This is a genomic window from Rhodococcus sp. NPDC060176 (assembly GCF_042728675.1).
Classification (GTDB): domain Bacteria; phylum Actinomycetota; class Actinomycetes; order Mycobacteriales; family Mycobacteriaceae; genus Rhodococcus_F.
This window is the reverse complement of sequence record NZ_JBHWYS010000001.1, coordinates 1,073,850-1,093,231: the sequence shown is the minus strand read 5'-3', so window position 1 is coordinate 1,093,231 and position 19,382 is coordinate 1,073,850. Positions and strand designations below refer to the sequence as shown.

At 62.4% G+C, this 19,382-nt stretch carries 14 protein-coding genes; 12 read left to right on the top strand and 2 right to left on the bottom strand.

Features of this window, described 5'->3' with window-relative positions:
* Positions 1 to 64 precede the first annotated feature (64 nt).
* Positions 65 to 682, top strand: a complete 618-nt coding sequence (locus tag ACFWEM_RS05235; RefSeq protein WP_007731384.1) for a hypothetical protein — start codon at positions 65 to 67, stop codon at positions 680 to 682.
* An 87-nt stretch (positions 683 to 769) separates the two neighbouring features.
* On the opposite strand, the gene ACFWEM_RS05230 is transcribed toward ACFWEM_RS05235, so the two are convergent.
* Positions 770 to 1,921, bottom strand: a complete 1,152-nt coding sequence (locus tag ACFWEM_RS05230; protein WP_007731382.1) for a magnesium and cobalt transport protein CorA — start codon at positions 1,919 to 1,921, stop codon at positions 770 to 772.
* 314 nt (positions 1,922 to 2,235) lie between these two features.
* Positions 2,236 to 2,853, bottom strand: a complete 618-nt coding sequence (locus ACFWEM_RS05225; protein ID WP_378531732.1) for a TetR/AcrR family transcriptional regulator — start codon at positions 2,851 to 2,853, stop codon at positions 2,236 to 2,238.
* A 100-nt stretch (positions 2,854 to 2,953) separates the two neighbouring features.
* Here ACFWEM_RS05225 and ACFWEM_RS05220 point away from each other — a divergent pair, with 100 nt between their 5' ends.
* From ACFWEM_RS05220 to menC, 11 genes are all read left to right on the top strand, one after another.
* Positions 2,954 to 3,868, top strand: a complete 915-nt coding sequence (locus tag ACFWEM_RS05220; protein WP_378531730.1) for an SDR family NAD(P)-dependent oxidoreductase — start codon at positions 2,954 to 2,956, stop codon at positions 3,866 to 3,868.
* 49 nt (positions 3,869 to 3,917) lie between these two features.
* Complete coding sequence (locus ACFWEM_RS05215; RefSeq protein WP_378531728.1) at positions 3,918 to 5,519, top strand: PucR family transcriptional regulator; 1,602 nt, start codon at positions 3,918 to 3,920, stop codon at positions 5,517 to 5,519.
* A gap of 145 nt (positions 5,520 to 5,664) precedes the next feature.
* On the top strand, positions 5,665 to 7,263 hold the full coding sequence (locus ACFWEM_RS05210; protein WP_378531726.1) for an ABC transporter substrate-binding protein: 1,599 nt from the start codon (positions 5,665 to 5,667) through the stop codon (positions 7,261 to 7,263).
* Between the two features lie 227 nt (positions 7,264 to 7,490).
* Positions 7,491 to 9,092 carry an ABC transporter substrate-binding protein gene (locus tag ACFWEM_RS05205; RefSeq protein WP_378531724.1) on the top strand — a complete coding sequence of 534 codons (1,602 nt, stop codon included), beginning with the start codon at positions 7,491 to 7,493 and terminating at the stop codon, positions 9,090 to 9,092.
* 62 nt (positions 9,093 to 9,154) lie between these two features.
* Entirely contained in the window at positions 9,155 to 10,168 is a 1,014-nt protein-coding gene (locus ACFWEM_RS05200; RefSeq protein ID WP_378531722.1) for an ABC transporter permease, read from the top strand.
* A 1-nt stretch (position 10,169) separates the two neighbouring features.
* Positions 10,170 to 12,050, top strand: coding sequence for a dipeptide/oligopeptide/nickel ABC transporter permease/ATP-binding protein (locus ACFWEM_RS05195; RefSeq protein ID WP_378531720.1), 1,881 nt, complete (start codon positions 10,170 to 10,172; stop codon positions 12,048 to 12,050).
* Positions 12,047 to 12,838, top strand: coding sequence for an ABC transporter ATP-binding protein (locus ACFWEM_RS05190; RefSeq protein WP_003940215.1), 792 nt, complete (start codon positions 12,047 to 12,049; stop codon positions 12,836 to 12,838). Before ACFWEM_RS05195 ends, ACFWEM_RS05190 begins: the two co-directional genes overlap by 4 nt.
* On the top strand, positions 12,835 to 16,218 hold the full coding sequence (locus ACFWEM_RS05185; protein ID WP_378531718.1) for a serine hydrolase: 3,384 nt from the start codon (positions 12,835 to 12,837) through the stop codon (positions 16,216 to 16,218). Before ACFWEM_RS05190 ends, ACFWEM_RS05185 begins: the two co-directional genes overlap by 4 nt.
* Positions 16,215 to 17,378 (top strand): M20/M25/M40 family metallo-hydrolase, encoded by a 1,164-nt coding sequence (locus tag ACFWEM_RS05180; protein WP_378446708.1) that lies wholly within the window; start codon positions 16,215 to 16,217, stop codon positions 17,376 to 17,378. Before ACFWEM_RS05185 ends, ACFWEM_RS05180 begins: the two co-directional genes overlap by 4 nt.
* Positions 17,356 to 18,177: a GNAT family N-acetyltransferase gene (locus ACFWEM_RS05175; protein ID WP_378531716.1), complete on the top strand. Its 822-nt coding sequence runs from the start codon at positions 17,356 to 17,358 to the stop codon at positions 18,175 to 18,177. Before ACFWEM_RS05180 ends, ACFWEM_RS05175 begins: the two co-directional genes overlap by 23 nt.
* Positions 18,167 to 19,300 (top strand): o-succinylbenzoate synthase, encoded by a 1,134-nt coding sequence (gene menC / locus ACFWEM_RS05170; RefSeq protein WP_378531714.1) that lies wholly within the window; start codon positions 18,167 to 18,169, stop codon positions 19,298 to 19,300. Before ACFWEM_RS05175 ends, menC begins: the two co-directional genes overlap by 11 nt.
* Positions 19,301 to 19,382 lie beyond the last annotated feature (82 nt).

Below are 19,382 nucleotides of genomic sequence, written 5' to 3'. Positions count from 1 at the left end.
TGGAATAGGTCCCGAACAATCTACGAACCATCAGAATTATCCAAGAATCAACAAAGGGGTCCCTATGTCCGGAATCGTCCGGCGACTTTGCACTGCGGTGATCGCAACTTCTGCAATCGCCGCCTTCACCGTCGGTTGCGGTTCCGACATCGAGCCGAAAGCCATTGCGGAATCTTCGTCCTCGGTTGCCGATTCGACAACTACCTCAGCGGCCCCGACCACCTCGAAGATCACCGGCCAGGAGGGCTCGGACGACGGCGGCGACGTCGACATCGACGTGTCGATCGGTGATTGCGTCAAGCTCGGCGGTACCACGACGGCCGCGGAAATCGACAACGCGGACTGCGGTAGCAAGGATTCCAACTACAAGGTGGTCGCCAAGGTTCCCACCTCTGATCTGTGTGCCTCCGATGTCGACTCGTACTACTACGAGACTCTCGCGGGTGACGAGCAGGGCGCTGTCTGTCTCGACGTCGACTGGGTAGTGGGCGGATGCATGGATCTCGGCAGCGGAATGGACGAGCCTGCCCGCATCGAATGCTCGGATACCAGCGGCACCAATGTCGTCGAGGTCGTCGAAATTCTGCAGAACTCCACGTCGATCGACGAATGCGGTTCGGGGGCAGACTCGGGATTCGAGCACCCGGAACGTAAGTTCACGGTCTGCGTCGCCACGCTCTGATTCGAGCGCCTTCCCGAAAACACCTGTGCGCCTTGCCAACCGAATTCGGTTGACAAGGCGCACAGCGCTTTCTACAACGAGTGCTTTCTACAGCCAGCCCCGACGCTTGAAGATCGTGTAGAGACTTCCACACGTCAGGAACATCATCGAGAGCGCAAACGGATAGCCCAAGTGCCAGTGCAGTTCCGGCATGTCGTCGAAGTTCATCCCGTACACGGTTCCGATGAGCGTCGGCGCGAAGAGAATTGCCGCCCACGCCGAGACCTTCTTGATCTCCTCGTTCTGCGCGTAGCTTGCCTGCGTCAGATTGCGCATCTCCTCGTTCTGGTTCTGCGACACCAGAGTTGCGTTCACCGTGAGGATGTTTCCGAGCAACTGACGAAAGCCGTCGGCCCGCTCCACCACAGTCGTCGCATGGTCAGTGACGTCGCGGAGGTAACGCTGGAGTTCTTCGTCCGTGTGGTACTTGTCGAATCCTGCCGACAACCCACGCAGCATCCCCAGCAGCGGACGAGTCGCCCGCTGGAATTCGATCACCTCACGGGTCAATTCGTAGATGCGACGCGATACTCCGGGATCGCCACTGAACACTTCGGTTTCGATCTCGTCGATGTCGTTCTGCAGGCCGGCAACAACCGGCGCGTACCCGTCGACGACCGCGTCGAGAATGGCGTAGAGAACAGCCTCGGTGCCCAATCGCAAGAGGTCGGGGTCGTTCTCCATGCGAGTCCGCACCGCCGACAGATCCGGCGATTCACTGTGACGGACGGTCAGAATGAAGTTCGGACCACAGAAGATGTGCAGCTCGCCGAATTCGACCCGCTCGGTCTCGTCGCGGTACCGCGCTGCCCGCAGGACCACGAACAGCGTCTTGCCGTAGCGCTCGAGCTTGGGGCGCTGGTGCGCGACGATCGCATCCTCGACCGCCAGTTCGTGGAGGTCGAAATGCTGTGCAGCGGCATACAACTGAGCGTCGTCGGGCCGGTACATTCCGATCCACGCCATCGACTGCGAATCCGGAAGGCAGGACAGCGCTTCCGCCAGCGTGGACGGTGACGCAATCCGCTCGCCGTCGCGGTACACGCCACTGTTGACGACGGTCGATTCGACGGGCGCTACTGCCTCGGGCGGGGCGGCCTTGACGACGGTGCGCGCGGCACGTGAGTGTCCGGGATGCGAGTCACCGAGACCCGCAGAACGACGTGGCAGTACCGACCGTGAACGACGAAATTCGCGCATGCTGAACAGCTTTCAAGGGAAGAGTGAACGACGACGCTTGCTTCACAGCAAAGCTGAAGCCGATGAACACACGATGAAGCTGCAGCAAAATGCCGGATCAAACCGGGCGGCTACAGCTTCAGTTGGTACTCGGAGGTTGGCCACGCATTACAGCCACACCTCCTCTTCCCTGAATTCCTGCGCAAGTCCGCGCACGACGCCAACATGCTACCCCGACTGCCAGGGCTCGACAAACCGCACGTCAAACCGAACGCCAAGCCGCAGGACCGCCCGAAACGGCCGAAGGAAACCCGCACGGTGAATGCAGCTTTCAGTCAGCTCGCGGCGCGCAATCCGCCGACCAAGAGTTCGACGATCTGGTCCGCCAACGACTCCGTCTCCGCCAACGTCTGCCCTTCACGCCTTCGGTACCAGAGGTCGATGCCGTTGAGACTGCTGAGGAGTACTTTTGCCGCCATTCGAGGTGAACCCGCACGAATGGAACCATCCGCGACACCTTCGGTCATCACGTCGACGAACAGATTCTCGTAGTCGAGCCGCAGAGAATTCAGTTCCACCAGGACTTGCTGTTGCCTCGGTTTGAGCGCCGAGTTCATCTGGCCCCGGACCCCCTGGTGGATCGTGTGGTGATACCCGAGATGTGTCATGAGATTGACCAGGTGGGCGTGCGACATCGCTTCGAGACGCGCGAGGCCGCTGTCTGCGACGTCCATCCGAGCCTCGACCTCGGCGCGGAGCATGCTCATCCCGCGCTCGTAGATTGCCAGGTAAATGTCGAACTTCGAGCGAAAGTGATAGTAGACAAGACCTTTGGTGGCACCGATCCGATCGGCCAGTAAATCTACAGTCGTGGCCGCGTAACCGTCTTCGGCGAAGGCGTCGGCGGCGCTGGTGATGATCGCGGATCGCACGTCCGGAAAATCACTACTCATTCGACTTCCACTCCCATTCACACTGCCTGCCAGCCCTTGACTGTTTCCACGTTGTCGCATAGTAATACTGAGTAGTATCCCAGATCAGAGAGGTTTTCCAATGTCGTTGGATTTTTCCGGCAAGGTAGCGATCATCACGGGCGCAGGCGGCGGACTCGGCCGTTCACACGCATTGGCCCTCGCGGCACGCGGTGCCCGCGTCGTCGTCAATGACATGGGTGGCTCGGTCAACGGCAGTGGCGGCGCCGATACCGCAGCAGCCAAGGTCGTGGCAGAAATCGTCGAGCTGGGCGGCGAGGCCATCGCGGACCACTGCGACATCACCGATGCCGACGCCGTTGCGGCCATGGTTGCGACGGCCGTGGACAAGTGGGGCCGCGTGGACATCCTCATCAACAACGCCGGAATCCTGCGCGACAAGTCGTTCATCAAGGCCGAGCTCGACGACTTCCGCAAAGTCATCGACGTGCATCTGATGGGTTCCGTCATCTGTTCCAAGGCGGTCTGGCCGCACATGGTCGAACAGAACTACGGACGCATCCTCATGACTACGTCTGCATCGGGAATTTACGGCAACTTCGGCCAGGCGAACTACGGCGCCGCCAAGTCCGGCGTCGTCGGCCTGATGAACGTTCTGTCCATCGAGGGTGAACGCAAGGGCATCCGGGTCAACTCGCTGGCTCCGACCGCCGCAACCCGTATGACCGAAGACCTCCTCGACGAGAAGACTCTCGCTCTGCTTGCACCCGAATCGATTTCACCCGGCGCACTGTTCATGGTCTCCGACGATGCGCCAACCAAGACCATCCTCAGCGCCGGCGCCGGCGTCTTCGCGATCGCTCGCATGGAAGAGTCGCAGGGCGTGTACATCCCCGAAAGCGCACTCTCGCCCGAGGTCGTTGCCGAGCGGTGGGCCGAGATCAGTGACATGACGAATTCCGTTCAGGTACCCGCGGCATTCGATCAGACCCGCCGGTTCGTCGAGAAGGCTGTAGCGGAGCAGCCGACCAACTGAGCAGGGCAACCAGCCAACTGATCGACCATGCTCCCCCTAAGGTGTGGTGGTGACCACACCCACGGGAGTATCGATCGTCGACATCGTCGACAGACTGGGAATGACGTTCCTCAGCGGTGGCGACACCGTCGACGGCGCCCGCACTGTCAGCCGCGTGACCCTGCATGAAGGGTCCGAAGCTACGCAGGACAGTGCGGGCGCCGTCGTGCTCGGTGCAGGTCTCGCCGGCTCGGCCGATATCGCAACGGCGGTAAGAGAATACGGCTCGGCGGGCGCGGTAGCACTGATCGTCAAGGAACCCCTGGACTTCGACGGACTCGTCGAGAAGGCGGTAGCCGACACCGACGTCGCACTCCTCGGAATGGTCAAGGATGCGAGCTGGCTGCAAAGCGCGTCGTTGATCAACGAGATCCTCGAATCCGGCAACAACGGGGACCGCACGACGGCCGCCGATGCCGACCTGTTCGATCTCGCCAACTCGATCGCTCAGGTGATGAACGGCCCCGTCACCATCGAGAACCAGTCGAGCCGGATCCTCGCGTTCTCGGCGGATCAAGCTTTCGGCGACGAGGCACGCAAACAGAGTGTCCTCGGACATCAAGTGCCGCAGCACTATTCCGACCGCCTCAGGTCCATGGGGTACTTCAACAAGATCTACGGCTCGGCCCTTCCGGTCTTTCTACCGGGAATCGGGCCGGGCATCAGGCCCCGAGTCGGCATGCGAATACATGCGGCATCTCAAATCCTCGGTTCGATCTGGGTGATCCTGGACGAGGAGCCGAACGAATTGCAGGTCAAAACGCTCGTCGAGGCTGCGGGCGTGGCCGCCATGAGTTTGCTTCGCGCCAAACTGGCCGCGGATTCGGCACGACGGCTGAGGCTGGGTGAGGTGATCACACTACTCAGTGGCGGCACTTCGGCCAAGGAAGCGGCCGAGCGACTGGGCTACGGTCGTTCGAAGGCAACCGTGCTGGCGGCCGGCTTCCGTGGCGGCGCCGGCGCGTCGTTGGAGGCCGAAGCCGACGTCGATCAACTGGCCCTGACACTCAATACCTATCTCCACCAGGTATTTCCGCTGTCGGTGGCGGCAGCGATCGGCGGTACCGTCTACGCCGTCATCCCCCACACGCGGCACCAGACCGACGACGACTACGTGCGCCGGATCGCGTCGGAGTTCGCAGACCGTTCCCGTTCGGAGAAGTCGGTGGTCATCGGAATCGGCGCAACGGTGGCCGACGTGATGACGCTGGAGAAGTCACGCGACGAAGCCGACCGAGCGCTTCGCGTTCTGAGATCGACGTGGAATTCCTCGGGCCGGACCGTCGCGCGCGCAGACGACGTGCAGATCAATTCCCTTCTTCTGCGCCTATCCGACGCCCTGGCGGACGAGAACGAGACCGCGTCGGGTCCACTCGCCGTGCTAGGTGAATACGACCGCACGCACGACATCAACCTCGTCGACACTCTCCGCGCCTGGCTCGACACGTTCGGCGACATTCCGGCGGCTGCCTCCTTGGTTCACATCCACGTCAACACGTTCCGGTACCGCCTCAAGAAGCTCGCCGGAATCGCCGGCATCGATCTCGACGACCCCGAGACCCGATTCAGCCTGATGCTTCAGATTCGTCTCTTCTATCCGGCGACGTCGTAGCGATCTACCAAATCTCACGGAACCTTCGTAGATTCGGACGATGCTCTCCTTCTTTCGTTGGGTGAAGATTCATGCAATCGTCTTTTGCTCCCCACTCGAGAGATCACGCGTCGCTCGGGTCGGGACTTCATCTTCCGGAGGCACCATGAAACAACGGTCCTACGCACTACTGGCTGCAGCAACCGGCACCGTTCTAGCTCTGACCGCGTGCTCGTCGGGCGGATCGTCGGGTTCGGGCGGTAGTGAGCCCCTCACCGACGGCACCTTCAAATTTGCACTCGTGGCCGACCCCGGCGCTCTGAATCCGCTGATGACTGCCGCTTCACCGGCACACTCACTGGCACGTCTGAGCTACGACTATCTGCTCAACCCAGATCCCGATACCGGCGTCACCAAGCCGTGGTTGGCCGAAAAATGGGAAGAGACAACTACTTCCGCGTCGTTCACCATTCGCGATGGCGTCACCTGTACGGACGGATCCGCCCTGACGGCACAGACTGTCGCAGACAACGTCAACTTCATCACCAACGCCGCAAACAAATCCGCTCTCCGCGGGGTGTACGCACCGGCAACGGCGAGCGCCACCGCCGACCTGGCAACACGGACAGTGACGGTTACAACTCCGGAGCCCTCTCCCTTCCTGCTCCTCAATCTGGCGCGGATTCCGATCATGTGCGAGGCGGGGTTGAAGGATCCGACGGCGGCAAACAAGACGACCATCGGATCGGGCATGTTCCAAATGACGGAGGCCGTGGCAAACGATCACTACTCGTACGTCCGGCGCGACGGATACAACTGGGGACCTGACGACACCACCTCCGACACTGCCGGAGTGCCCAAGAATGTCGTCGCGTCCATCGTGGCCAATACGAGTACGTCTGCGAATCAGCTGTTGTCCGGTGATCTGAATGCCGCCGCCGTCTCCGGCGCCGATCAGGACCGGTTGAATGCCGCGAACCTGAACACGGTCAAGCAGCCGGCTCCGGCGGGCGAGATGTTCTTCAATCACAGCCCGGGTAATCCGACCAGCGATCCGGCCGTGCGCAAAGCCCTTGTCCAGGCGCTCAATCTCGACGACCTCGCCGAGATCTTCACCGCCGGCCGCGGAACCCGGTCTACCACGATGGTGTCCATCGAACCGAGGGCCTGCATCTACGACTCGGTCGCCGGAAACCTGCCGGCCTTCGATACCAGCGCAGCCGCAGCAACTCTCGAATCAGCGGGCTGGAAAATCGGTGCCGACGGTAAGCGCAGCAAGGACGGCACACCGCTCCGACTTCGGATGGTCTACGAAACTTTCGGTGACTCGACCGATGCTGCCGCCGACGTCGCACTCAACGCGTGGAACAATCTGGGCGCAACTGTCGAACTCACCAGCGGAGACTCGAACAAGATCCTCGATGTAGCACTCAGCGGCAAGGACAACACCGCGTGGGATGTTGCGTGGGAGCCGATCAACGTCGCGCTGCCCAGCATGCTCGTACCCTTCCTCTCCGGTCCGGTGCCCGCTGCGGGACTCAATTTCTCGTCGATCTCCAACCCTGCCTACGACGCCGCCGTCGCCAAGGCTTCGGGACTGACCGGCGAGGATGCTTGTGCCGCTTGGGCAGACGCCGAATCGGAGATCATCAAAGCAAACTCAGCGGTACCTTTTGCCGACAAGATCACGACTCTCTACTTCAACAATGCGGGTCTTGCATTCGGCCGTAATTTCACCGGTTCGGCCCTGCGCCTGTACCAGTAGACCGCCCGTAGCGACCGGGGAAATCGTCGTGTTTCGTCGGTCGCTGTCGGGATACGGACAGGTATTCACTGATCCTGGCGGTTTTCGTGGGAGCGGACGAAAATTGACCCGATTTTCGTGAGGATCGACAGAGATGCGCGTCACGTCATGCGCCAAGATTTAGCAGTCAACACTCAACCGCGCCCTCTCGAACTTCGCTCGGGCACCAGCTCCATCCCGGAGGCACCATGAAACACCGCTCCTATCCAACACTTGCAGCAGCCGCTGGGCTCGCTCTCGTGTTGTCCGCTTGTGGCTCGGGAGGCACGTCCTCGGGCGCCGGTGGCGGTGAACCGGCCACCGACGGGACCTTCCGTTTCGCCCTGCAGGCCGATCCAGGTGCACTCAACCCGATCATGTCGGCCTCTCAGGCAACCGCCGAGTTGTCTCGTTTGGCCTACGACTACCTGATCTACCAGGATCCCGATACCAGCGAAGTCGGACCGTGGTTGGCGGAGAAGTGGGAGGAGACCCCGACCTCTGCGTCCTTCACCATCCGTGACGGGGTGACCTGTACCGACGGATCCACGCTGACTTCCCAGACCGTCGCGGACAACATCAACTTCGTGGCCAATCCGGACAACGGTTCACAGTTGCGCGGGTCCTCTGTACCGACCGGTGCCACCGCAACCGCCGATCCGGCAGCGCGCACCGTCACGGTCACCACTGCGGCGCCGAGCCCGTTCCTGCTTCTCAACGTCGGTCGACTGCCGATCCTGTGCGAGGCCGGGCTGAAAGATCCGACAGCATCGAACAAGAAGTCGCTCGGCACCGGCATGTTCGAAGTCACCGAAGTCGCCGCCAACGACCACTACACGTTCCAGCGACGTGATGGCTACAACTGGGGCCCCGACGGCACCGCTTCCGATACCCCCGGCGTCCCCAAGACGGTCATCGCCGCCATGGCACCGAACGTGAGCACCGCCGCAAATCAGCTTCTCTCGGGTGAACTCAATGCAGCTCCGATCGCCGGGCCGGACAAGGACCGCGTCGCGGCAGCCAATCTGGACTCGGTTGGCCGTCCGGTGCCCGCGGGCCAGATGTACTTCAACCAGATCGCCAGCAATCCCACCAGCGATCCCGCAGTCCGCAAGGCCCTGATCCAAGCGGTCGATCTCGACGACCTCACTCAGGTCATCACCGCCGGACACGGGGTCCGGGCAACCAGCCTCGTCGCCGTCGAACCGCGCGCCTGCGTTTACGACTCTGTCGCAGGCAACATTCCGGACTTCGACCTCACTGCCGCAAAAGCAACACTCGACGCCGCTGGTTGGACGGCCGGCTCCGACGGCAAGCGAAGCAAGGACGGAAAGCCGCTCAATCTCCGTCTCGTATACGACGGCACCGACGATCCGCGCAACGCAGCAGCCGAACTTGCTCAGTCGGCGTGGTCCGAACTCGGCGCAAACGTCGAGGTGACCGGGGGCGACTCGAACAAGATCATCGACGTCATTCTGAGCGGCAAGGACAACTCTGCCTGGGACATCGCCTGGGTCCAGGTCAACTCCTCGCTGCCCAGCACCTTCACTGCGTACTTTGCCGGGCCGGTTCCCGCAGCAGGCAAGAACTTCGGATCGGTCAGCAACCCCGCCTACGAAGCAGCAGCCACCAAGGCTTCCGGTCTGACCGGTAGCGACGCTTGTGACGCTTGGGCCGACGCCGAGTCGGAGCTCACCAAGACGATCGCGGCCGTGCCCTTCGCAGACTCAGTCATGAACGTGTACTTCAACAAGGCCGGACTCTCATTCGGCAAGTCGCTCAACGGTTCTGCACTGCGCCTGTACCAGTAGGCCGTCCGCCCACTCTGAAATATCTTCCCGCCCCAGCATCCCGCCCTCCGGAAAGACAGCCCATGAGTCAAACTATTGAAGCCGCGAAACCAGAAGCGGCGCCTCAGGCTCGAGCAAAGTGGCTCGAGTCCGACAGCTGGCCCGCATATCTTCTGCGTCGTTTCGGCACCTTCGTGATTTCACTCTGGGCGCTGGTGACTGCGGCGTTCCTGATGCTCCAACTGATTCCGGGAGACCCGGTTCGGTTGGCACTGGGAATGAACGCACCGGTCGAACTGGTGGAGACAACGAGGTCTCAGCTCGGTTACGACCTTCCCTTGTGGCAGCAGTACTTCCGATTCGTCGGCGGGTTGCTGAGCGGGAATCCCGGTGACTCGATCACCTTGAGGACTCCGGTCTTCGAGGTGATCGCGTCCCGCCTACCGGCAACCCTCGAACTGGCTGTACTCACAGTCGTCACGGTGCTGCTAGTGGGCATTCCGATCGGCCTCATCTTCGCTGCACTGACCCGCAACGGTCGACGACGCGGAGTCGAGATCGGTTACACCGCAACGTCGGGCACCATCGCCGTGATCCCCGAGTTCATGTTCGGTACGGCGCTGGTCTACCTCTTTGCCGTCACGTTCCCTGTTCTGCCCGTCGCCGGCCGCGGTGGACCGGAAAGCTACATCCTTCCGGTCGCGGCCATGTCGATCGGTGCCATCGCCTCGATGTCGCGCATCGTCCGTGCAGAGGCGCTCGGCGTGTTGGACATGGATTACATCCGCACCGCACGCGCCAAGCGAATGACTGTGGCGCGAATCTACTTCCGTCATGCAATGCCCAACCTCATGACGTCGACACTGACGCTCGCCGGACTCCTCCTGGGTGGTCTGATTGCCGGCACCGTGCTCATCGAGAGCATCTTCGCCTGGCCCGGCATGGGCATGGCGCTGGTCAAGTCCATCACCGAGAAGGACTACCCGCTCGCCCAGACGCTGGTCGTGATCTACGGCGCCATCGTCCTTCTCATCAATTTCATCGTCGACGTGGTGCTCGCTCTCATCGACCCACGATCCACAATTCGGGAGAACTGAGTTGAGCACCTCACCTACGGCCCCCACTGCGGCCCCCAAGACGCCTCCGCGACGACACTGGATCGTCGGAACGTTTCGCACCCCACTGGGAATCCTCGCCCTCACGTTCCTGACCGCTCTGATCGCCCTCGTCATCTTCGGACCGATGATCTGGGGTGACGCCGCCGTCGCGGCCAACCCGAAGGCACTGTCTCAGGGACCGAGTTCCGAGCACATCTTCGGCACTGACGCGGGCGGGCGTGACGTCTTCGCGCGCACGATGACCGCCGCGCGACTGTCGGTGCTCATGGCGCTCGGAGCAGTCGCGCTCGGTGTCACACTCGGCCTGATCCTCGGTACGCTCCCGACGCTGGCTCCTCGGTGGGTCGGACGAATGGTCGTGGCATTCCTCAACTTCGCCATCGCGTTCCCCGGTCTCCTTCTGGCCATCTTCCTGTTGGTCGTTCTCGGACAGGGTGCTGGCAGCGCGGTGATCGCCATCGGTCTCGCCCTGGCCTCGCCGTTCGCGAGGTTGACGTACGCGCTGGCTTCCTCGGTCAACGGACGCGACTTCATCGACGCGGCACGCATCCTCGGGGTCACCAAGCCCGGGTTGTTGTTCCGCCACATTCTCCCCAACATCCGTGAACCACTCATCGTCAACGCCAGCATCGCTGTCGGCAGCGGCCTTGTGGTCTTCGCCGGACTCTCGTTCCTCGGTTTGGGCATTCAGCCGCCCGCGTTCGACTGGGGCCGGATGCTCAACGAAGGCCTGTCGAAGATCTTCGTCAACCCGGCCACCGCACTTGCTCCCGGCATCGCCGTCGTGCTCGCCGGTTTGACCTTCACGTTGCTCGGCGAGGCCATTGCACGCGGTGCGGGAGTTCGCAGCCCGATCAGCAGTCGTCTGCCGAAGTGGAAGCCGATCAATGCACGCACAGCTCAGACGGATTCGACGCCCAGCGACGAAGACGCGGTACTGACCGTTCGCAACATGTCCGTCGCGGTCCCCGCGGGTGACCACTGGCGTCGCCCCGTCGACAACATCAGTTTTACAGTTCATCGCGGCGAAACCGTGGGCATCGTCGGTGAATCCGGCTCCGGAAAGTCACTCAGTTGCATGGCAATCGCGCAGCTGACCGACCACCCCACCGTGGTCGATGCCGGCCTCATCGAGTTCGACGGCACCGTACTGATGAAGGACGGGAAGCGGCCGGACGACGCGGCTTCGCGCAAGGTTGCCCGCCAACTCGGCACACGTATGGCGATGGTGTTCCAGGATCCGATGTCGTCCATGAATCCGTCACTCAAGGTCGGATACCAGGTCGCCGAGATCGGTTGGCTCCACGAAGGTATGAGTAAGGCCGACGCGAAGAAGGCGGCGGTCGAGCGACTTAACGCCGTCAAGATCCCCGACGCGCCCAGGCGCGCGAAGCAGTACCCCCACGAGTTCTCCGGCGGTATGCGTCAGCGCGCGATGATCGCCATGGGTCTGATGGGCAAGCCCGCTCTGATCATCGCGGACGAACCCACCACTGCGCTCGACGTGACCGTTCAGCGTGAGGTCCTCGGGCTGCTCCACGAGGTTCGCGAAGAAACCGGCGCCGCAATCCTTCTCATCTCGCACGACATGGCCGTCATCACCGGCATGTGCACCCGTGTCCTGGTCATGTTTGCCGGAGAAATCGTCGAAGACATCGCAGTCGACGATCTGACTGCCGGTCGTGCAAAGCATCCGTACACCCGCGCGCTGATCGCCGCGGTCCCCACCATGAGCACCGATCGCGACAAGCCGCTTGCCACCGTCGACGAAGCCTGGCAGGTGGAGAGCCTCGACGCCGAGGAGAGCACCGCCGACATCGAGTTGGAAGAACTGTTGGCTGTTGCAGAGGAGATCCGATGAGCAGGCTCGAATTCCGTGACGTCAACGTCCACCTCGGTAGCGGTTCGAAAAAATTCCACGCTGTCAAGAACATCAATCTCGACATCCCCTCCGGATCGGTGGTCGGTCTCGTCGGTGAATCGGGTTCCGGAAAGTCGACACTGGCGCGAGCAACTGTCGGCCTGGCCGAGCCCAGTTCCGGCCAGATCCTTCTCGACGGTGTGGACGTCGCTCACGCCCGCGGCGCGACGGCTCGTCTGCGCCACCGGATCCAGATGGTCTTCCAAGATCCGTACTCGTGCCTCGACCCGAGAATGACCATCGGCCAGTCACTCGCCGAGGCGCTGCGGTCCACCGAGCGTCGTGACAAAGCTCGCCGCAGCCGCGGCGACCGCGCTGCCGAGGTGGCTCGACTCCTCACCACCGTCCAACTGCCGGTGGAGAAGGCGCACGAATACCCGTCGTCGTTGTCGGGTGGTCAGCGCCAACGTGTTGCCCTCGCGCGGGCTTTGGCAGCCGCACCGGCAGTTCTGCTTGCCGACGAAATCACCTCCGCTCTGGACGTGTCCGTGCAGGGCGCGGTTCTGAATCTGTTGGTGGATCTGCAGAAGCAGCTGGGTCTGACGGTTCTGTTCGTCAGTCACAACCTGGCGGTGATCCGCTATGTCTGTGACCACGTTGCAGTCATGCTCGGCGGCGAGATCGTCGAACACGGGCCGGTTCTCGACGTGATCGATTCGCCCAAGGAGCCGTACACGGCAAAGCTGTTGTCCGCGATCCCGACCTTCGGGGAGCCGATGTTCCAATGACAACGCCGACCACTCTCGACTCCCCCGCAGCCGTAGCCCGTGCCGAAGAACGTCGTTCGGCGAGAATCCAGGATTACGCGTCCGTGGTTACACCGACCAGCATCGCCGTATCGGCGTCGGGACGCATTGCATACGTACGTACCGAAGCGAATCCGGCCGCGGATACCAACGAGCACTCGATCTGGTTGGCTTCCCCGCAACTACAGCTCACCGCGGGACCTGCCGACACCTCGCCGGCATGGCATCCCGTTTCCACGCTGTTGGTCTTCGTTCGGCCGGATTCCTCGGGCACACCGCAACTGTGGAAGGTCGATGCCACCGGGGGACCCGCCGTTCAGATGACCACCGCGGAACAACTCCCGCTCGGCGCTGGGGCACCGGTGTTCTCTCCCGACGGTGCTCGAATCGCCTTCAGTGCCCCGGTCGACCGCACTGCCGCCGGATCGTCACGCCTCTTGGTGGCAAAACGCCTCAACTACAAGGTCGACGGATCCGGCGTCCGGGGCAGCGTTCGTGCGCACCTGTTCGAGTTCGATCTGGCCGCCGGCTCGCTTCGGCAACTGACGGACGGCGATTGGGACGCTTCGCATCCCGCGTACAGTCCCGACGGCACCGAACTTGCTTTCACCGCGGCGATGGACGGCAATGCCGATCTGACACGGGCGAGTTCCGCGTGGACCGTATCGCTGACTGATCTCGCCTCGGCTCCGCGGATGCTGGGGCACGCACGCGGCATCGCCGGACCACTTGCGTGGACACCTGCCGGCGACGCCGTCGTAGCAGTCGGTTGGCACACGCCGATCATTCACAACAACGAACTTCTTGTCCTGCACCGCGACCAGCGAGTGGAAGACCGCAGTCTGACGTCCGAACTCGACCGAAACGTCATGCCTGGCGGGACCGGTTATCCCGGTGGCGCACCGTGTTTCACCGCCGACGGCGACATCGTCTTCTGCATCCGCAACCACGGCTCCACCGAACTGCACAAGGTCGATTTCGGATCAGGCTCCGCCTCACCACTTCTCACCGGAGAACAGAGCGTGGTCTCCGGCCTTGCCTTGACCTCAGGGAAGGCCGTCGTCGCGCTGGCAACGGCGACGTCCTTCGGTGAGGTCGCCGTCATCGATCTCGAGACTCGCGCCGTCGAAACCGTCACCGAATTGAACACGGAACTGACAACTTCCGTCGCGTTCCCAGTCGCCACCGAGCGTTGGTTCGACATCAGCGACGGCGCCCGTGTTCAGGGTTGGATCCTGCGCGACCCGAATGTGACGGGTGCGGGTCCGTTGGTTCTGGACGTCCACGGCGGACCACACAATGCCTGGACCGGAACGCCCACCGTGATGCACGCGTACCACGCGGAACTGGTCGCGCTGGGATACACGGTCTTGATGATCAATCCGCGCGGAAGTGACGGCTACGGAAACGACTTCTTCGACGGGGTGCGGGACGGCTGGGGCGAGGCGGATCGCGCTGACCTGCTCGAACCAGTCGAAACGCTTGTCGCCGAAGGGATTGCTGATCCGAAACAACTGGTGCTCACGGGCTACAGTTACGGCGGATTCATGACCTGCGCCCTGACGTCGGTCACCGATCGGTTTGCCGTCGCAGTCGCCGGTGGCCTCGTCTGCGACATCGCGAACACGGCGGGCCCGTCGGACGAGGGCATCTTGCTGCAGACGGTCGAATTCGACCCGCAGTCATCTCGGGTACAGGAACTTTCGCCGTTGGGGCGAGTCACGAAGGTGACAACACCGACGCTGATACTGCACGGCGGCAGCGATGTCCGGTGCCCGGTCAACCAAGCCGAACAGTGGTTCGGTGGACTGCGTTTGGCCGGCACCCCGACCGAACTGGTGGTCTACCCGGACGCGTCGCATGCCTTCGTGTTGACGGGCCGCCCGTCCCACCGACTGGATTACAGCACCAGGCTGGTCGAGTGGCTCGAACGTCACCTCTCCCCCACGCCGGCACTCATCACGGTCGACCCCGACTACTGGCAGTACCGACTCGACACCCTGAGCGCGAAGTACGGGGTACCCGGTGCCTCGCTGGGAATTTTGACCACAGGTCGCAGCGGATTCGACCGCACCGTGGTCACTTCCGGTGTCGTCAGCACCCGCACCGGTGTCGCGGCCACACCTGACACGTTGTTCCAGATGGGTTCGATCAGCAAGGTCTGGACGGCCACACTGATCATGCAACTCGTCGAAGAAGGACTGCTCGACCTCGATGCACCTGTTCGGAACATCCTGCCGGACTTCGCGGTTGCCGACACGGTAGCCACCGAAACGGTCACGACACGCCACCTGTTGACTCATACCAGTGGCATCGACGGTGACGTCTTCATCGACGGCGGACGCGGCGACGACTGCGTCGAGCGATACGTCGCAGCCCTGACCTCGACGGTGCAACTCTTCGCTCCCGGTACCGATTGGTCCTACTGCAACACCGGCTTCGTCATCGCCGGACGAATCATCGAGGTTCTCCGAGGTAAGAGTTGGGACGCGGTTCTGCGCGAGCGGATCATCGAGCCGCTCGGCCTGACCAAGACCACGACTCTGCCCGAGGAAACGGCACTGCACCGCGCCGCAGTCGGGCACGTCGGCGGCGCCGCAGTCGGGCACGTCGGCGGCGCCGACAATCTCGAGCAGACACCACAATTCCTCATCCCTCGTTCGATGGGCCCCGCTGGTCTCATCAACAGCACAGCCGAAGACCTACTCCTGTTCGCGCAGGATTCGATGCGCGAGGATCCGGTGCTGCTTCAGCGTTCCACTCATCTGGCGATGCTCGAGGAACGCCGCCAGATCGGTGACGTGTCGTCTGCAGACATCATGGGAACTACGTGGCTGCTGCACAATTGGGGCGGGGTACTGGCGCACGGCCACAACGGCGGAACTCTCGGCCAGCAGTCGTTCTTGCGGGTGGTCCCGTCCTGCGGCATAGCAGTAGTCCTGATGGCCAACGGCGGAGCGATGGACGGTCTCTCGGGCGATCTTCTGGCTGAGGTGATCGCTTCGATCGGCGGCGTCGCCGTGACACCGGCATTCTCGCCTGGTGACCCCCACACCCGCATCACGTCCTCACCCGAGGAACTCGATGCGCTGTGCGGTCTGTACCGCGATGCTGCCGCCGATTTCGTCTTGGAACGGACCGGCAGTTCTCTGACCGCCCGCCGCACCGATCACATCGATCCTTCGCTCAACGCCGAAACGGCAGAGTCCGTCTCTCTCAACCTGATCGAAGTTCACCCTGGAGTGTTCGGGACCCGACTCCCTCAAACATCGAGTTGGATCCGGATCACTTTCTCCGACAACGGGAGTACACAATTGTTACACGTCGGAAGCCGCGCATATCCGCGAGTGAACAACCGATGACCGTTCTCCGCGATCTGGCCGAGCGCCAACTTCCTCAGATCCTCGAGGACGCCATCGCGCTCATCGAAGTCGAGTCGCCGTCTCACGATCTCGAAGCTGTTGCTCGCAGCGCGAAATGGACGTCAGACCTTGTCCACGAACGACTCGGCGTTACACCGGAGTCGATAGTGAGGGAAGGCCGAACCCATCTGGTGACCCGTTTCGGTAGTTCACCGACGCGGCTGATGCTGCTCGGTCACCACGACACCGTGTGGCCGATCGGCACCCTGACGCGCCTGCCCGCAGCCGTCACCGACGGAGCACTTCGAGGTCCTGGCGGCCTCGATATGAAACTTGGTGTTGTTCAGGCGATTCACGCCCTCGCCATCGTTCGAGAGTTGCACGGTGACGATGCACTCGACGGGATCACACTCCTTGTGACCGGTGACGAGGAAATCGGTTCGCCCACGTCGCGGTCCCTCATCGAGGAACTTGCTGCGGGCGCGGTGCTCGTCCTCGAGGCCGGCGGCGACGGCGGTGAACTCAAGACCGTCCGCAAGGGAGTGTCTCTGTATCGGATCCATGTTGCCGGCCGCGCTGCACATGCCGGGTTGGAACCGGAAAAGGGCATCAACTCGGCAGTCGAGCTGGCTCGTCTCGTGATCGCGATCAACGACTTGTCCTCTCCCGCGCAGGCAACCACCGTCACGCCGACCGTCATTTCGGCCGGAACCACCACCAACACGGTTCCGGCAGAAGCATTTGTCGACGTGGACGTGCGCGCAACCAGCGCAGCCGAGCAGGAGCGGGTCGATTCGAATATCCGAGCCCTGCAGGCAATCCACCCCGAAGCAGTAGTAACGGTCTCGGGTGGCGTCAACCGGCCTCCCCTCGAAGCAGCGATGTCCGCACCGTTGCTTGCCTTGGCGGAACGTGTTGCGCTCGAGCATGATCTGACTCCTCCCGTCGGCCTCGCCGTCGGTGGAGCCTCGGACGGAAACTTCACTGCCGGCATCGGCATCCCCACCCTCGACGGCCTCGGTGGCGTCGGCGGCGGTGCACACGCCGAGACCGAGCATGCGCTCGTGTCCGCTATCGCCCCGAGAACGGCGTTGGTTGCGGGCCTTATTCGTTCGATCACGTCTGAAGGGGGCCCTCGTGTCGAAAAGCAAAGCGGTTGAGTTTCGAGAACTGGTCGACACCCGCGAAATAGCCGATCTGTCTGCCGTTTTCGACGAGATCTGGGCAACCAGTCCCGGACCGGCTCATTTCGGCACGGCGATGTTGGTTGCACTCCATCACGGCGGTCACTACGTGGTGGGAGCCTTCTCCGAAGGCGAAATGATCGGCGGTTGTGTCGGATTCTTCGTCGAGCCTCTCGGCCAGGTCCTGCACTCGCACATCGCCGGAGTTCTACCGGGGCATGCAGGCAAGGGAATCGGCCGCGCTCTGAAGCATCATCAGCGGGACTGGTGCATCGAGCGCGGCGTACAAACGATCCGTTGGACTTTCGATCCACTCGTCGCACGCAATGCCTACTTCAACATCCAGCGTCTCGGTGCCGAACCGGCCGAATACAATCCGGATTTCTACGGATCGATGGCAGACGGTATCAATGCCGGCGACGCCAGCGACCGAATGCTGGTCAGTTGGGACCTCGACGCCGATGGAGCTCCGAGTTCTACTGTGGCCGTGGATGATACATTCAAGGTGCTCCAACCCACCGAGGACGGTACACCTCGGATGCTCCCGATCCCACCCGACTGCATCGACATCGCAGTCGGAATACCCAGAGACATAGAGCATCTGAGAACGGTCGACCGCGCCTCCGCCTTTGCCTGGCGACACGCGCTTCGCGAGTACCTCGAACCATTGATCGCCTCGAAGGAATGGCAATCCACCGGCTTCGACCCCAGTGGCTATTACATGTTCACGAAAATCTGCGAGACAACCGGAGAAGAGCAAGTCCATGCACATTGAGTCCGTCGAATTGCGCGAACTGCGCATCCCTCTCGTCTCCCCTTTCACCACGTCATTCAGCACCCAGCTCGAGCGCAACACGCTCGTCCTGAAGGTGAGTGGCACCACCGAGGGCCCCAACGGCTCGGTGGAGACTGTCGGATGGGGCGAGTGCGGCTCGCTGAGCGATCCGTACTACAACTCGGAGTACACCGCCGGCGCGCGAGCGATGCTGCGCGAGTATCTCGTTCCGACGCTGCGTAAGTCGCAGTCGGATCAGCCGCTCTCGGCCGAGACCGTCGGCAGCGTGCTTCATCACATCGTGGGTCATCAGATGTCCAAGTCGGCCATCGAAATGGCAATTCTCGATGCTGAATTGCGTGCGCGCGGACAGTCGTTCGCTCGGTACCTCGGTGCCACTCGCACGCGGGTTCCGTCCGGTGTATCCGTCGGTATCCAGGACAGCATTCCGCAGTTGCTCGAGACCGTCGGCAATTACCTGTCGCAGGGTTACGTGCGCATCAAGCTGAAGATCAAGCCGGGCTGGGACATCGAACCTGTCGCAGCAGTGCGCAAGGAGTTCGGCTACGACGTCCCGTTGCAGGTCGACGCGAATGCCGCATACACCCTCGTCGATGCGCAGCTGCTGCGTCGCCTGGACGAATTTGCACTGCTCCTCATCGAACAGCCTTTGGCCGAGGACGATTTGGTGCAGCACGCCAAGCTTGCCCAGTCCCTCTCGACTCCGATCTGCCTCGACGAGTCAGTCGAGTCGGCCAAGGATGCAGCCGACGCCATCACGCTCGGTGCTGCGTCGGTCATCAACATCAAGCCGAGCCGTGTCGGTGGATACCTGGAAGCCAAGCGAATCCACGATCTCGCGTCGGCGCACGGTATTGCGGTGTGGTGCGGCGGAATGCTCGAGACCGGAATCGGCCGCGCTGCCAACGCCGCTCTCGCCGCGCTGGACGGCTTCACACTGCCCGGCGACATCTCGGCGTCCGATCGCTTCTACAAGGAAGACATCACCGAACCGTTTGTCATCGAGGACGGCCACATCGCCGTGCCGCAGGGACCGGGATTCGGTGTGACTCCGCGTGAAGACGTCATGGAGCGCTTCACCGTCGGAACCGAAATTCTGTAGGTTTCCACAGCGTCGACAAACAGTCACCTCCGCCCTCACCGGGCGGAGGTGACTGTTTGTCGTTTGTGTCGGTAGGGAGGTG